At 51.9% G+C, this 16,576-nt stretch carries 8 protein-coding genes and 2 pseudogenes; 4 read left to right on the plus strand and 6 right to left on the minus strand.

Annotated features, from left to right (window positions below; all coding sequences use genetic code 11):
* Positions 1–6: 6 nt before the first annotated feature.
* The 5 genes from AC54XV_RS22700 to AC54XV_RS22720 form a co-directional block, all read right to left on the minus strand.
* A complete protein-coding gene (locus tag AC54XV_RS22700) occupies positions 7–9,702 on the minus strand; it encodes an SDR family NAD(P)-dependent oxidoreductase (RefSeq protein WP_080396044.1) in 9,696 nt (3,231 codons plus the stop codon).
* A gap of 20 nt (positions 9,703–9,722) precedes the next feature.
* On the minus strand, positions 9,723–11,738 hold the full coding sequence (gene asnB, locus AC54XV_RS22705; protein WP_231992689.1) for an asparagine synthase (glutamine-hydrolyzing): 2,016 nt from the start codon (positions 11,736–11,738) through the stop codon (positions 9,723–9,725).
* Positions 11,739–11,935: 197 nt separating this feature from the next.
* Positions 11,936–12,181 (minus strand): acyl carrier protein, encoded by a 246-nt coding sequence (locus AC54XV_RS22710; protein ID WP_003399878.1) that lies wholly within the window; start codon positions 12,179–12,181, stop codon positions 11,936–11,938.
* A 74-nt stretch (positions 12,182–12,255) separates the two neighbouring features.
* Complete coding sequence (locus tag AC54XV_RS22715; protein WP_024640792.1) at positions 12,256–13,269, minus strand: TauD/TfdA dioxygenase family protein; 1,014 nt, start codon at positions 13,267–13,269, stop codon at positions 12,256–12,258.
* 235 nt (positions 13,270–13,504) lie between these two features.
* Positions 13,505–13,732: a hypothetical protein gene (locus AC54XV_RS22720; protein WP_138947792.1), complete on the minus strand. Its 228-nt coding sequence runs from the start codon at positions 13,730–13,732 to the stop codon at positions 13,505–13,507.
* Positions 13,733–13,829: 97 nt separating this feature from the next.
* Between AC54XV_RS22720 and AC54XV_RS22725 the strand changes: the two genes are divergently transcribed.
* The 4 genes and pseudogenes from AC54XV_RS22725 to tnpA all read left to right on the plus strand — a co-directional run bounded on the left by AC54XV_RS22725 (position 13,830) and on the right by tnpA (position 16,242).
* Positions 13,830–14,018, plus strand: a complete 189-nt coding sequence (locus AC54XV_RS22725; protein WP_231992691.1) for a restriction endonuclease — start codon at positions 13,830–13,832, stop codon at positions 14,016–14,018.
* A gap of 298 nt (positions 14,019–14,316) precedes the next feature.
* Positions 14,317–14,613: pseudogene (locus AC54XV_RS22730) on the plus strand (integrase core domain-containing protein); the annotation flags it as partial.
* A 54-nt stretch (positions 14,614–14,667) separates the two neighbouring features.
* Positions 14,668–15,654, plus strand: coding sequence for a LysR family transcriptional regulator (locus AC54XV_RS22735; protein ID WP_024640791.1), 987 nt, complete (start codon positions 14,668–14,670; stop codon positions 15,652–15,654).
* Positions 15,655–15,966: 312 nt separating this feature from the next.
* On the plus strand, positions 15,967–16,242 hold the full coding sequence (tnpA, locus tag AC54XV_RS22740; protein WP_152999849.1) for an IS66-like element accessory protein TnpA: 276 nt from the start codon (positions 15,967–15,969) through the stop codon (positions 16,240–16,242).
* Here the strand turns inward: tnpA and AC54XV_RS22745 are convergent.
* Positions 16,163–16,537 (minus strand): annotated as a pseudogene (locus AC54XV_RS22745) (SIR2 family NAD-dependent protein deacylase); the annotation flags it as partial. The gene tnpA and the pseudogene AC54XV_RS22745 sit on opposite strands and share 80 nt — an antisense overlap.
* Between the last annotated feature and the right edge of the window lie 39 nt (positions 16,538–16,576).

Consider the following 16,576-nt stretch of genomic DNA (forward strand, 5'->3'; position numbering starts at 1 on the left):
ACACCCTTAATCCTTTCTCAATAGCTGCAGGACCGTCTCGGTATCCAGATCGTCCAAAAGCACTCTATCCAATAAATCTTCATAAAATGAGTGCGCTACAAATTGCTCATTTGAAAAATTATCGACGTCATACCAGGTGGTCACTTGGTCTTTAGGCAGCCAATACCGCTGCTGTTCGAAAGGATAACCAGGCAACACAACCCGATTAGGCCGTGCGCCTCCGTAGAGCAAATTCCAGTTAAACTTAACGCCTTTAACAAACCGCTCCGCCACCATATTGGCATTGTCCAAAGTGAGCAGTTTTGGCAGTGCCTCGTTGGACATTTTCTCGGTTTTCGAGCCCTTGATATGCCCGGTAAAGATGGACACGTGGTTTAACTCATTGGCCCCGGTCGAGAAGTCTGCATCGGACAGTGCGGCCTCACTTTCAATAAACCGCGTGAGTTTGCTCAGGCCATCCGCGCTATCCATGGCCACAATCGACAAACGGTAAGACAGCTCGGCACGCCCAACCTGGAGGGTGTAAGCCACCTCCTCAATCTGCTCGGGATGACTGGACAGGTGCTGGCGTAAATTGATCGCTTGCGAGACCAGCCCACGGCGAGTTTTCGCCGACAGCACCAGAACCACCTCGTGCCCGGAAAACGCCCGGTGCGCACGAGCAGTCGTCCGATTGCTTTCATAACGGCGCAGAACGACGCTGGCAATCGAGCCGCCAAATCCGAAACTGCTGACCGCCGCGAAAATCCCCTGATCACTGGCCTTCAAGCTGGACTGGCGTTCGTTGATCACGAAGCGGCTGTCATGCAGCTCGATATAGGGGTTCAACGGTGAGCAGTGAAGATTGGCGGGCACCGTCCGCTCGCTGAGTACTTTCACCGCTTTGATCAGGCCGGCCACGCCTGCGGCTGACTCCAGATGCCCGATATTGCTTTTCAGCGCGCCGAGATAAATCGGCAAACCATGCGTTTCCGTCACCGCCTGTTTCAGCGCATTGACCTCTACAGGATCGCCAAGCTCGGTGCCAGTACCATGAGCCTCAACATATTGCAGTTGGCTCAAGTCGATCTTTTTAAGGGTTGTACGCAACAGCTCAGCCTGGCTCTTGGCATTCGGCGCCGTCAGCGACTTGGCCCGGCCGCCATGCTGATGCGCGCTGCTTTCAATCACGGCCAGGATGTTGTCGCCGTCTTTCTGTGCCAGCGAAAGCGGCTTCAGGATGACCACGCCCACACCCTCCCCTCGAACATAACCATTGGCATTGCGCGAGAAGGTGTTGCAACGCCCATCCAGGCTCAACATGCCTGCATGGTCAGGCTCGGCGAAGCCCTGGATGTCGAGTAACAGATTGACCCCACCGGCGATGGCAAAGGACGCCGAGCCGGAACGCAGGCTTTCACAGGCATTATGGATAGCGACCAGTGAACTGGAACACGCGGTGTCAATCGACTCACTCGGGCCGTGGATGTCCAGGAAGAACGACACACGGTTCGCCAGCATGGCGTGAGAGTTGCCCGTGGCGATGTAACCGTCCAGCTCCTGGTCTTTTTGCAGCAATGCCCGGTAGTCATTGTTGCTGACCCCGATAAATACCCCGGTGTCCGAAGGCAACTGGCTGGGGTCATAAGCGGCGTTTTCAACGGCGTGCCAGACCACCTCCAGGACTTGGCGTTGCTGTGGGTCCATGAACTCCGCTTCAACCCGCGAAATATTGAAAAACGCCGCATCAAACCCGTCTACCTTATCCAGGTAGCCACCCTGTTTGACGCAAGCCACACCGGCGAACGCCGCTTGGGTGTCCTGGTTGTAACGCTGGTAGGGGAAGTCTTGAATGCTGTCTTGGTTATTGAGCAGGTTCGACCACAACGCTTCAACCGACGCGGCCCCCGGGAATCGTCCGGCCATACCAATGACCGCGATGGATTCATGAGGGTCCGGCAGACGGTGATTCCGCTCGGCCTCTGGTTTCTCGACGCGAGAAACCGGCGTTGCAGCCTGGTTCACTGCAGAGGCGCTGTTCTGTGGCGCCTCTTCACTGGTGCCGCTGACGCCTTGATCCTTGAGGTAAAAACACAAGGCCTCAATATTTTCGCAGTCAAAGAAAACGGCCGGGGTGATTCTGGCGCCCAGCGTCTCGTTAACTTCTTTGCTCAACTGGGTTAAGCCGATGGAGTCAAAGCCGAACTCGTAGAAGCTGGTTCTTGCGTCCACTTCGGATTCATCAAACTTCAAAAGCTTAGCGACGATGGCAGACACGGCTTTGCCGAGACCGTCGGACTCCGTGCCAGCGGCGGCGACTGGTCGTGGAGACTCGGCAGTCTCGTGGCGGAAAACGGGTTGGCTGCGGAAGCTGGCCGTCTCAATGGTCTTGGCGGCACGCGGTTCAATGGCTTGGCTATTGGCGATATACACATCGTCCAAGAGGGACAACAAAGTGCCATTTTTATCAGCCAACGCAATCGTTCCGCGCAACGCTTGCCCCGACGATTCGAGGGAGAACAGCAGGCTGCTGACCTTCGACACAGACGCTAAATCCAGCTGGACATTGCAGGCGCAAAGCGCGTAGTTGCTCCAATGGTCCAGTCCTTGGCGCAAGGCGATGTAGAGGACGGCTTGTTGCAACGCCGAACCGAGTTCGGATAAAAACGTCGTGTTGCGGGCAAAGTGATTGTGTCGATAATCAGTATCTTTCAAGTGCACGCGATAGCGCTGTTCACCGATCAACTGCAGCTCGCTGATAGCATTGACGTAATCGCCAAAAACGATTTTGTGCTCTTCCAGCGCTTTGCTGACCTGTGCACCGGAAAGGCTTTCCCGAACGGTCGCATTCGCAAACGCGGGAAAAGGCTGCTGGAGAACCCTGCGTCCATCGCCAGCTTGCACGGCAAATTCGACCCGTGCACACAGTTGATGCGGCGTCGACGCATCCGATGTGGAAGAGATGTAAACGTCAGAAAATTGCCCCGTTTGATCATTCAATGCCACCGCATAACACAGCTGCGAAGGCACAACAGGGATAGGCGCCAGCAACTCCCAACGCACAGAGGTGTAGCCGCTTTGCGGATCAGCCTGCTTCATCACTGCAATCGCCGCATCGAGCAGGCTGAACGTGATTAACTGCGGCTGTTTCTTGACCCGGTAAAGGTAGTCGAGGATTTCAATCTCGATCAAATCAGCGGAGTAACGGATGCCGCTCAGGTCGGAGGTGTTGTCACGGACCAGCGGGTGATATTTGTTGCGGTTGCCCAGAGGATCAATAACGCTTGGGGCGTCTTCCAGAACCTCAAACCAGCAGCGTTTCTTCTCGAACTGATAAGCCGGAATGCGTACTTTAATCATCGCACCCAAGGCCGCTTGGTCATTCAAGCCATGCAAGGCAAACCAGTCCACGGTCGAGCCATTGGTCCAGTACTCGGCCAATGTCTCAAGCTCAGCGCTCTCGATAGCCTGACTCAGTTCCCTCCTGGAGAACTCCTTGGTCGCACCCGACGCACTGTCCACGAAGCGCACGGAACGGTTGCTGGAAAGACCACTCAGCCAGCTATCAATCGACCCAATGACCTCATTGACGCTGTCTGCGCAGAATGCCAGGCGGCATTTCATCTGGTTCTTGGCCACTTGCAGGGTGTAGGCCAGCGAGACGGGCGATACATCACGGTGGTCTTTCAGGTAGCTTGAAAAACCCTGCAGGTTCCTGACCAGCGAATCACGATTGGTCGCCGAAAATACAAACAGCTGTTGCAGGGTCTGGCGCGGGCTGCGGCTCGTCGTCCGAGGGTCGACATACTCCTCCAAAATCATGTGCGAGTTCATCCCTCCAGCACCGATGGAGGTGATCGATGCTCGACGCGGTAAGACCAGGTTGCTTTCGGAACGAGGAGCTGGCCACGACTGCAGTTCTTTATGCACATAAAACGGTGAGTCTTCGAAACGAATATTGCTGTTGAGCGTATCCGCACCCAGCGACGGCACGATCTGCTGGTGCTTGAACTGCAGTAAGATCTTCGAGATGCCGGCGATACCAGCGGCCGCGAGAAGGTGGGCAAGGTTCGACTTGATCGAGCCAATCGGACAGAACTGCTTCTTATCGGTGTATTTTCGGAAGGCCTGGGTAGCGCCTTTTATTTCGACCGGGTCGCCCAGTTCAGTACCCGAACCATGGCCTTCGAAGTAACCAATGGTTTGCGGGTCAATTTGCGCATCTTCAATCGCTTTTTCTATCGCCAGAGCCTGCATATGCGGCTGCGGAACGGTGAAACCATTGCGTACGCCAGCATTTGACAGGGCCGTTCCCTTGATAATGCCCCAGATGTTGTCGCCATCACGCTTGGCATCTGCCAGGGTTTTCAGGACCACGGCACCCACGCCTTCGCCCAAAATAGTGCCATCGGCGCCAATCCCATAGCTTCTGATGACATCTGAGGTTTTGGTGGTGAAATGTTCCTGGGAACTGGAGATCAGGTTGTAAGGGTGCAGGAGCAAGTTCATGCCCCCCGCCACGACTATTTTCGACTCACCAGACCGCAGCATTTGCACAGCCACATGAATGCAGGTCGATGTCGCCGAGCACATGGTGTCGACAAACAAGGACGGGCCGGTGAACCCATAAAAATACGACAGCATGTTCGGGATCGTGCCGGTGTAGCTGCCGCTGGCAGAACCGCCCCGCGTGAGGTTGTTTTGGAAACCATACAAGTTGTAGTGGTTGCTCATGGTGCCCGCGACAACACCCACGTCGCCTTTATACAGCTGTTGCAACGACTCTTTTGAATAGCCCGAATCTTCCAAGGCCTCGACGCCCACTTCGAGGAACAGCCGGACTTCCGGTGACATCTTCTCGGCTTCGAGTTGAGAAATCTGAAAGTAACGCGGATCAAACTTGTCTATGTCGTCGAGGAAGCCACCGGTCTTGATCGTCGACTTACCCCACACATCGCGTTCTTTGTAGTAAATAGCGTCGTGCTTCCAGCGATCCGCCGGGATCTTCTCGAACGCATGCTGGCCACTTTTCAACAACTCCCAGAGTTCATCCATGTTTCTCGATTTAGGATAACGTCCGGACAGACCGATGATCGCAATGTCATGCTGATCACGGTCATCGGCGGCGACCTGACTGGCGACAGGTACTGCTTCAATTTGCTTGTTGATCGACGGTGCCGGTGCGGCAGCCGCCTCTTCAGCGACCTGTTTGTCTTTAGAGGGCGTGTCTGTATGAGCTGCGACCTCGACGACAGGCGCTCTGCCCTCCAGGTACAGGCTCTTTAGTTTTTCGCTGTATTCATCCATCAGATAATCGGCCACTTCATTGATCGTGAAGTATTCGAAGAACAGCGTTTTTGATAACTGACCGAATTGCCCCTCGAGTTGACGGATCATTTCTACCGCCATAATCGAGTCAAAGCCGTACTCTTCGATTTTCTGATCGCCTCGGATCGTCTTGGCGTCGCGTTCAATGACGATAGCCAACTTGCCCTTCAGATAGTCCTGGGCATATTGAAACAGGGCCTCATTATCGACGTCATCACCGCTCTTCGAGGGATCAGGACTCTCCTGACTGCCCCCCTCAGGCACAAGGCTGCGCTGGTTAAGGCCTGCGATGTAAGCGTGGATTTTCTCCTGGTTGCCGTACGTGACGAGGATCGGAAAATCATCGGTGGTGGTCAGCGCATAACGCAACGCGTGCATCGCTTCATGGGTGGGAAGCGGCTCCATGCCGGTTGTTTCATGCACCGATGCTAAGGTGCCGGCGTCCATTTTCATGCCACCTTCTTGCCAAAGCGGCCAATTAATGGCGATCGTCTGCCCGGTCCCCTCCCCCTCGCGCACCCGTTGATTGCGATCAATCGCGAAGGCATCCAAAAAGGCGTTGGCTGCGGCATAGTCACTTTGGCCAGCATTGCCAAACGTGCTCGCCACCGAAGAGAACAGCACGAACTTGCCTAATGGCAGACGCTTGATCGCCTGATCAATAGCCAGCGTCCCATCGAGCTTTGGCGACAGCACTGGCAGCGAATCCTTGACCTCTTTACGCAAGATGAAGTTATCGGCAATGTGGCCAGCGGCATGGAATATGACATCAACGCTGTGATGAGTATTCTTCAGTGCAGCGACAAAATTCTCGACCTCAACGACATCGGTAATATCGAGTGGCTGATAATCGACCTTGCCACCCCGTGCTTGTATTTCACTTTTCAAGGCAGAGAAAACAGCCTGCTGCTCGGCGGCGGTTTTGCGCCCGGTCAGGTAGAGCGTGCACCCCGGAAAATCCGCTGCGAGCTGCCTGGAAATCAGTTGACCAATACCACCCAGCCCGCCGGTTATCCAGAACACCGGCTGTTCATTAAGCACCGGAATTTTTCCCTGAACAGGCCTTACGGGTTGCGCTGTAATCCGTTCTATCCGACGCAGGCCTTGCGCATCATGACGTACGCTAAATACTCCGTCGGCGATGAGAAACTCACGGGCGATGATCGATCCGGAATCGACCAGCGGTGAGTTTTCTATCGATACAAAGCGGCCCTGGATCCGTGGGTTTTCATTGTGCGCGACCCGCAGCAGCGCAGTCAGGCTGGAGCGGATCACATCCGGCAGTGTCGAGGAGGCGCAGACCAAAAGGTGTTGAATAGTTTTAGGCTTGGTTTCCAGGAGTTTCTTAATGTATGAAAACACGTGGGAGTACGCTTCCATCGTCGGTGCGCTGCTCACTGCCTCAGGGGAAGACAGCGCCATCGACTGGAACGTGCAGGACGTTTGCGCAGACACCTGATTACGATAATTGGCGATCCAGCGATCATCCTGAATCGTACTGCCCACATAAAGGGCAAGCACGTGATTAGCACGATCTGCGGGCGCTGTTGAGCTTATTGGCGGCTGTTGATGGTCTGTACTGTCAACAACCCACTGTTTCGAAAAATAAAGATTCTGGCTACTCGGTTCATTCGAGCCACTGTTATTCTTGCTGGTCATTTGCTCACCCACGGGACTGCGCAATAAGCACATCGTAAAGTTTTTCGCCGACGCTACCTGTTCGCCTTGTTCGGTAAAAATATTCAGGTCAAAGGTCAACGAGGCTTTAGTGCCGGCAAATCGATTTTTCTCACTGATACGAGCCCAGACGGTCGTGGGGCAAATCTGATAGACCGATAAACTGTCGAGTGAAAAAGGAACATAGGGATAACGTGAGGCGTTATTGGACAACGCCGTCGCAATACCGGCCTGCAATACCGAGTCGAGAATTGCCGGGTGGGCAGAGAATGATTGTTGACTCCCAGCGATTGAAACCTTTACCCAGACTTCATCCACGCCGACATGGATTTGCTCGACACCCTGCAGCCTCGGGCCATGGTAAATACCTGTGCTCTGAAGGTATTGATAGCATTGATCGCGGTGAATTTTCTTGAATGGCGACATGTCCGGCAGGTCAATACGATCGGCTACCGTTGAACCCGGCTGATACTCGCCTTGCACATGAACACGAACTTTATCTTTAGCCTGCCCTTCGATATTTTTGGGATGGGTATAAAAACGAAAGCCTTTGCCTGGCTGCCCAGAGGCAGCGTTTGCATCAGCCTGCTTACTGTCGAAGTCGAGGTAAATCGACTTTCTGATATCGACGTCGTCGTCGGACAGTTCGATGGCAAATGGCGATAACCAAAATACGTTTGAGAAGTCGACATTGATCATTTTATCGGCACGGGGAATCGTCGATAAAATCATTTCCAGATAGTGCACACCCGGCAATATAGATTGGTTATTAACCGTGTGATCTTCCAGGAAGAAGGCTTTACTCGACAGCGTAAATTCGACTGTACCCGGCTGTTTTGGCTTGGCCACATCAGCGTTCTTTTTGGGGAACCAGTAAGCCGTGCGCTCAAATGAATAAAGCGGCAAGCGGACTTTCGCGGGGATCAGGCCAGCGTCGAGATAAAGGTCATTCCAATCGACGGCAACCCCAAAAACCCAGTACTGGGCCAGGCTGAGCATATCGTGATTGGACATCCAGTTTTCAGTCAGTGACGCTCGATTTTCTTCGGCGTAACTCCTAAGTTTCTTGCCTTCTCCGGCATCGTAAGAGTTACCTACAAATGTGTGCTCGGCAGCAGCGCGTGTATCTATAAAGCTCCGAATCGCCAGTTTCAGTTCGTCGATAGACTCAACCACAAAGCACACGCGTTCTGTGAGCGCGTCGCGCTGGCACTGTAATGCATGGGCAATGCCGGGCAGGTTAGGAGGGTTGTCCTCCAGAAACGCCAGCAGGCGCTGGGCATACGCCACCAACGACTCACTTGACTTGGCCGACACAGGGATCGCAAACACGGGATGGTTATCAGCGACTGCACGGGCTGACAACTGCGCGGTTTCAGGAATGAACTCCTGGATCACCGCATGGGCATTGCTGCCACCAAATCCAAATGAACTGATACCGGCGATGCGCCCTGTCGAGCCATCCGCAGGACTCGCCCAAGGCTGATGCTTGTCGACAATATAAAAAGGCGTATCTGTCAGTTCTATCTTGGGGTTGATGCTTTTAAAGTTCAGGTTTCCGGGCAGTTCTTTATTTTTTAACGCGGCTAAAATCTTGATAATCCCGGCAACACCCGCTGCACCTTCCAGGTGTCCAATATTTGTTTTAACCGAGCCAATACCGCAGTAGTTTTTCCTGGACTGCGGGTCATCGACAGCGTGGCTCGCCTGAGCGAAGGCTTTCTTAAGCCCGTGGATCTCGATAGGGTCACCCAACGGCGTGCCGGTGCCATGGGTTTCGATATAGCTAACATCGCGAACATCAATATGACTGCGTCGATAAAGCTCTGCGATCAGGTCCGCTTGCGCCTGAGGGTTGGTCACGGTCAGTGAGCCGGTTTTACCCCCATGGTTGTTGGCAATACCTCGCACCACGGCGTAGATGTTGTCCCCGTCCTCAATGGCCTTGTCCAACGCTTTGAGCAGCAAAAGCCCGCCGCCCTCACCGCGTACATAACCATTGGCGCGGTCATCGAAGGTATAGCTCTTGCCATCTTTAGAGAGCATTCCATTTTTGGTAAAGGCGATAAAATGCTGCGGACTCCAGATTAAATTCACCCCCCCGGCCAAGGCCAGCTCACACTCGCCGGACTTGATGGCATTGACCGCTAACGCCAACGACACCAGCGAGCTTGAACAGGCGGTATCAATGCTGATACTGGGGCCTTTGAGGTCAAAGTAATAAGAGATCCGGTTGGATAAAATCGAGTACGCCGTTCCCGTCGGAAAGTAAGGATCAATCGGCGTGTGATTCAGCGCCAACAGCTCAGCGTAATCCCAGTGACACACCCCCATAAAAACGCCGGTGTTCGTCCCCTTCACGCTGGATGGGCATATCCCTGCGTCTTCAAAGGCATGCCAGGCCATTTCCATGGCAATACGTTGCTGGGGGTCCATGAACTTGCTTTCACGGGGCGAAATCCCGAAGAAATTGGCATCGAAGCACTCGATATCGTCGACGAACCCGCCCCAAATACTCGATGTTTTATCGCCGCCGGTTTTAGGATCACCGTAAAGCTCAGCCTTCGACCAACGCTTTTCATTCACCTCACTAATCAGGGACTTTCCAGCTTTAAGCTTGCCCCAGAAGGCATCAATAGAGTCTGCTTCAGGCAGGCGAAGGCCAACCCCGACAATAGCGACCTGGGTGCTATCTAGGTCAGTTTTTGTGCTTGACATAAACGTTGTCCCTTAGGTTTCTAGTGCCTTGCGTCTACGGCTTGCACCAACAACTTATCCACCCGGCAAGGATTGATATAAGCCGCGCCCTGACGTTTGACAAACCATTTATCCAGCTCGATCAAGGACATCAGATAGACAAACGCCTGGTTGTCTCTGACTGTTATGTCTTCACCGCCGGCAAGGGTTCGTTCGACCACTTTTTTGATCAGTGCTTTTGCAAACACCGGATTAATCAGCTCGATGGCGTCCAGCGCATTTGACTCGCAAAGATGATTGAGATAATCGAGGGCGTGTTCGACAAACGGCCCGCTGTCCGGCGCACGATACGGTGTTTTGGCTTTATGAATGATACGACCCGGCAGAATTCCATCGTAGGCCATGCGCAGCATGTACTTTTCAGTAAAGCCATCGTCAAAACGCAAATTGATGGAGGAGGCGAGTTTCTGCACATTGATGTCGAGGAATGGACAGCGGTTTTCAATACCATGAGCAAGGCCCATACGCTCGCCCTGGCTACTGAGGAGATACCCGGAAAGCAAGGTATTGAACTCCAGCCACTGGGCTTTTTGCGTTGGGCTTAACGCGCTGTACACCGGGTCTTTCGCCACCCATGCCTGAATGCCAGCAAATGGATCATTCTTAGTTTTCAGCAACCGACTGGCAAAGCGCCCATTTTGAAAACGTATTTCGTGGGAGAACAACCCAGGGATTTTTTCTTTCGCATAAGCGTTATAGAAACCCATCAAGTTCGAGTCATTGTCTTCACTGAAGCTTTTCATGTAAGGATACAACTTGGCCAGCAAGCGTTTCTTCTCATCGTGATCAGTGGTGTCCCACTGGGAGCGCAACAGAGTCTCTTTAAAGATGTTGTAGCCCAGAAATACTTCATCCGCTCCCTCTCCGCTCAGAATCGCTTTGATACCGGTCGAGCGAACATGCTTGGACAACATGTACATCGGCACGGGCGCGGTACGAAACAACGGCATTTCAGCATGGAAAACCGTCGCCGAGAAATTATCAACAATGTCTTTATGGTTAATAATCAACCGTTCATGCTTGGTCGAGAACAACGCAGAGACGAGTTGTTGATCACTCGACTCATCCAGGTTCTTATCTTCAAACTCCACAGAAAACGTGCGCAGCGGCTTTTGCTTGATGATCCTTGCCGCAATACTGGTCAAAACGGAGGAGTCAACACCACCACTGAGGTACAGCCCCATAGGCACGTCACTGCGCAGTCTGAGCTTGACCGCCTGCTCGAGGGTGTTGCGGATTTCTTCCTTGGCTTCATTTTCAGTGCCATCAAAATCCACAGCGCGAAAATCCAGGGCGTAGTAGGGCCGGATCTCACACTGAGCCCCTCGCAAGGTCATGATGGACCCAGGTGGCAGCTGACGAATGCCCTGAAACGGGGTTTGCGATGGCAGGGGTGTCCAATGGGCGAGGATTGAGGACAAGGACATTTCGTCAAACTTGAACTCAAACCCTGGAAAGCCAAAAAAGCACTTCATCTCTGAAGCAAAAAGATAACCACCGTCGGTTTGCGTATAAAACAGCGGGCGCTTACCAAAGCGATCGCGCGCTATAAATACTTCATCTTTAACCGTGTCATAAATGGCGAAGGCGAAAGCGCCATTAAATTTTTCCAAGGCCTCATCACCCCACTCCATCCAGCTGCGCAACACCACCTCGGTGTCGGACTCAGTGGAAAAATTGTGTCCCAAGACCTGCAATCGACGCCTTAGCTCGATGTAGTTATACAGTTCACCGTTGTATGAAATCCAATACTGACCTGTGCCATCGCTGAGGGGTTGAATACCTGCCGCAAGGTCAATAATACTTAAACGCATGGTGCCGAGACCCATGGAATTATTGACATAATACCCTGCCTGGTCGGGGCCTCGATGTTCAATCATTGAAAGCATATTTTTTATGACGGTGGTTTCATCGAGATTTTTATTTTTAACACCAAAGAAGCCAGTTATCCCACACATAAAAATAAACCCACCAAAGTTTAAGTTGGCACCCCACACAGAACTGTAGCGCCCTACCGCCTTAGCGAAGGTCGAAAGTCCCAATCACGGCTTGGAGTTTTTTTGCCAAGGCCAACGCGCACGCGCCACAAACACCGAATAATATTACGGAGAAAAGCATCGACAAACTTTAGCTGTCCTGCCTGACTGACAACAGTATCTGATGGACTGGTGGGCCTCTCAACCGCACCTCGGAACTACCGGGTGGCCGTTGCCCGCTTCTCGACAAACTCTACCATATTCTGGATAGAAACCAGCACATTGCCCATCATATCTTCCTGGGTGAACACAATACCAAACTCCTTCTTCAAGAAAGAAATAAGTTGAATATAACCTACCGAATCGATCAAGCCGAGTTTGATGAGATCATCTTGTTCTGTTATATCCTCGTCGAACTCAAATAAGAAATTTTGAGTCAGATAGGATTTGATTTTTTCTTTCATGTATTCACTCTTTCATAGCCATTGCACATTCCACCGCAACGGAGGGACTTTTAAACGCACCCTCAACGAATAGATCAAGCCGACCCGGCCGACTCCAATTCTGCGCGTTCAAAAGGATATGGATGCCAGTCTTCATTATCATGACTGGTCACTGCCAGGCTTTTATCCCGTTCGTAGTAACTGGTAAACTCCGGAATAATAGCTTGAGTCCGACGCATGATCCTGTTGTGGTTCGAGACCAGCGCACCACGCTTGTGCATGGTGCCATTGCAATTCCAGATCAGAAAATCGTCCTGCTTCCAAAAGTGCTCATAAACGTATTGATCTTTAATTTGATGATCAAACAGAAACTTTAAGAGCCTGTAGCTCTCTGACTTACTCAGCCCTTCAACACGCTCCATAGTGTTGTAGTTCAGATAAAGATATTTTTGCCGGGTGATCGGATTGGTTTTAACTAATGGTTGGTTGACCGGTTCAGTACGCTGAGGATCGACAAAGTAGTGAAGCACTCGAAGATTATCAATACGCTTTTTCAGGCTGTCTTCCAAGTCATTATAGGCGGCAACGGTGTCGCAAAATAACGTTGCTCCGCCTTGTGCGGCAGCCAGCTCTGCATATAAGCAATTAATCGTTTCAACGTTTATGGCTTCCGAGTCACCAGTGTGCCAACACGAAGTTCCCTTACCCTTGGTATGATTGTCTTTCTCATCCCATATCGCATGCTCATCCTGAGTTTTGTCGCAAAAATCCGGGCCATTCACAAAATACAAAATCTCCCCATGATTAATTAGCGGCAGCCCATTAGGAATCACCTCGTCATCACCAAAAGTAGTTGTCTCTATCTGCGGCGCCCAAGAGTGTAACTTTAGGTTCGGATTGCCCAGCAGTCGCGTGACTGCGACTTGCTCTCTTCGTGTAAGATTTTGATTCCTGAATAACACAAACCCGCGATATGCCAAGCATTTTTTTATCGCTGCGATTGTGTCAAACGACAGATTTTTGTGTAGTTTTAAATTCTCGATTTCGACGCCAAAACTCTGAGCCGGGTATGATATTTCAAAAGGAACACTTGATAATTTTAAACCCATGACACCCCCCCAGAATTTTAATCTACACTGACTGAGTTAACGCTTATAAATACCTTGAAGCTCGGGTCTGTAAGAATCACCTCACCGCCCTCCTATTCAGATTTCTTTCAGCATGGAGTCAAGAACATCGCCTTGGCCGAACCCAGGGTTTTCGACTGGCTTAACGCTTCAGCAAAAACTATCACTGAATGAAAACACCAAAAAATTATATAAATTCATCCTTGATGTATTTTATTCATTCCGCTTGATCTATTCCTTGATGGCTTCTTGCTCGCCGTTTGCGGGCCACACATAGATAGCCAATCAATATCACTTCATTCAGCTCTTTAATCAGTCCTCTATCCCAGCCATCAATCGTATTCCCCATAGGAAAATCGGCGCCCTTATTGGCACTGTCGGTGGTGCCACCCAAGGGGTCACCTGGGCAATAGCCTTCTAAGGTGACGTCCTGCTCAGAAACCACGATCACCCCACCATCACCCAGTTATCTTGCCGCTGATAGCCTGGAGACGGAGCTTGGACCTCACCCATGCGCCCAGTGTTGGTCGCAGCGGAGAACGGTGCATCGCCCTGAAATAGACAAATTCATCTGCACACTGACCCGCCAGCGAGCACGCAAGGGTGTGTTCATTACCACTTCGGATTTTTACATGGGCGCGAGAGACGGCACTCGGCCTGGATATCAAGGCTGTATTAATCGATGGTGTCGAGCTCGCCCGGCTTATGGCCCGGGCACAACCTGGGCGTGAGCGTTAAGCAGAGAGACGAAATAAAGCAACTCAAAAGCGATTATTTTACTCAGGAGTGACGCGCGGGCTAAAAAGCTAACCACAAGCCGGCTTTTTATTTGTCCGAAGTAATCGTAACGCGTTCGAGAATCCTGCCGGTAGCCTAGCTATTCCGGGGTTTCAGGCATTTCCCTGTCCGATGGTGTTCAATACCATTCGACCTCATCCGACGATGAAGTGGAGGGACAGGTGGGGGGACAAAAGGGTCGACAAGGGAAACCCGCGGCTAAGATAGACCGAGTACCAGAGCGTGAAGTTGCTCGGCATCCAACCGGTAACCACCCCAGTTCGCAGCCCGCAGAACAACGGCATGGCCAAGAGCTTCATGAAGACGATCAAGGGTGGCTGCGTGGCGTAAGCGTCCAAGCCAGATCGAGAAATTGGCTCTGTATAACCTGGCAATGCCTTCGAATACTACAATGAACAGCATCCGCACAGCGCCTTGAACTATCGCTCACCGAGAAAGCTCAGGCGCTTGGAGCCGTATCAATTTGGCAGGGATTGGTGTACGGCTTTACGGGGACAAGTCCACGGCAAGATTGACATACCAAAATAACCGGATAAACACTATAGCCCATGTAGTCGCCCAAACAATGGAGTGCTGGCTAATATGTTTTCAAAAATCCCCTTAACGTCTCTACGATCGTTCGAGTCAGCGGCTCGACTAAGCAGCTTCAAAGCGGCTGCCATTGAACTTTTTGTTACTCCTTCAGCGATTTCACATCAAGTAAAATCACTAGAACACTGGCTCGGCTTATTGCTTTTTGAGCGAGTAGCCAAGGGAGTCACCCTAACGACTGAAGGGCTTGATTTATACAAGAATATCCATCAGCATTTTTCAAGCATAAACCAAAGTCTTAGTCAACTACGCTCACAGACCGACGAGAACGCAATCACCGTCACAACCACCCATGCATTTGCCTCATTGTGGCTCATTCCCAGATTAGGAGATTTCTACCGCCGCCATCCAACGATGCAAGTCAACATCATCACCAGCAAAACACAGGCAGACCTGCACAGAGATGCCAGTATCGACGTGGCTATTAGCAGCGTTTTCAAAGAGGTCCCTGATACCTATCAGCTACATCTAATGGACGAAAGCTTTCTGGCCTATATGCCCTGCAGGACGCCCTTATCTGGAGACACAAGGTCCCCACTCATCAACGTTCGTTGGGAGGCTGATGGCCATAACCCATTCGACTGGACGACTTGGTGCCAAGCGGCGGGACACGACGATTGGCTGGCCAACGCCACGTTCAGGGAGTACGACGATGAACATCATGCTTTGCAAGCTGCAACTTCTGGCTATGGGATGGTGCTCGCCAGCGACGTCTTAGCCGTCGACAGTGTTACCCGAGGCTTTTTAACGCCATACAAGCCCGAGGTTAAACTAACGGGGACCCATTATATCTCGGCCTGTGTACCTGGCAGAGAACGAAATCCGCCCGTCAGGTACTTCCTTGACTGGCTCAGTAAAGAAGCCTCTAAACATCTTGTACTGCAACGCCTCCTCACAGAGTCCATAGACTTTAGCGCACACAAAAATCCATTGAGGAACGACCGAAATCAAAGCATGCTCAAGCTCCAGATATACTAACAATGAGACTGGGAGTTCGATGCTCTGCCCCCCCATCGATGGCAATGGAGACCACGTAGATAGGCATAAATCGCCATTTGCCATCAGGCAGTGACAAGTCACTGAGCTACAGTTGCGACACCGCAAACCATTCAACATCACCTGTACACTAAAACCGCGCAGCCGTACACACACGTTTCTCCAATCGTCGCACACATCAATATCCATCCGTATGCGTCCGACCAAGTCATCTACCCAGCCCCACAAAGCCAGGGCATGGTGTGCACTTAAATTTAAGTGGACACCCGTTCTAGCTTTTTAAGCGGGTATTTCATGCAGCCAACACGCCGTTCCTATTCCAAGCCCTTCAAAGCCCAGGTCATTCAGGAATGTGCCCACCCCGGCGCTTCGATTGCCAGCGTCGCACTCAGCCATAGTCTCAACGCAAACCTCGTCCACAAATGGATTCGGCTGCAAGCGCAGAAAAGCCCGGCGCTCCCACCTGCATTTATTCCGTTAGCCATGCCGCCGGCCGGTGCAAGCTCCCATGGAGATGCAGTACATCCACAGATCCCGCTCGTTCATGCAAGTCATCAATGTTTTGAGTGATAACGGAGACGTTATACCCTGATTTGGCCAGTCGGCTCACCGCGAGGTGTGCATCATTGGGAGCTGCTTTAGAGACCTGTTGGCGCCGCCACAGGTACCATCCCCATACCAACGGAGGATTTTCACGAAAGGCCTTGGCTGTTTCCATATTGCGCGGATCGTATGAAGCCCAAGTACCGGTCAATGGATCGTTGTACGTGGGGATGCCACTTTCAGCTGAGATTCCCGCACCCGTGAAAATGACGATCTCGGGGGCTTGGGACAGGGCCTTCGCGGCGCTTCCAAATTCAGGCACAGAACATCCAGTCCATAAGGTTTAACCAGTATTTTGCCC

The sequence above is a fragment of the Pseudomonas fragariae (ex Marin et al. 2024) genome (genome assembly GCF_059621105.1).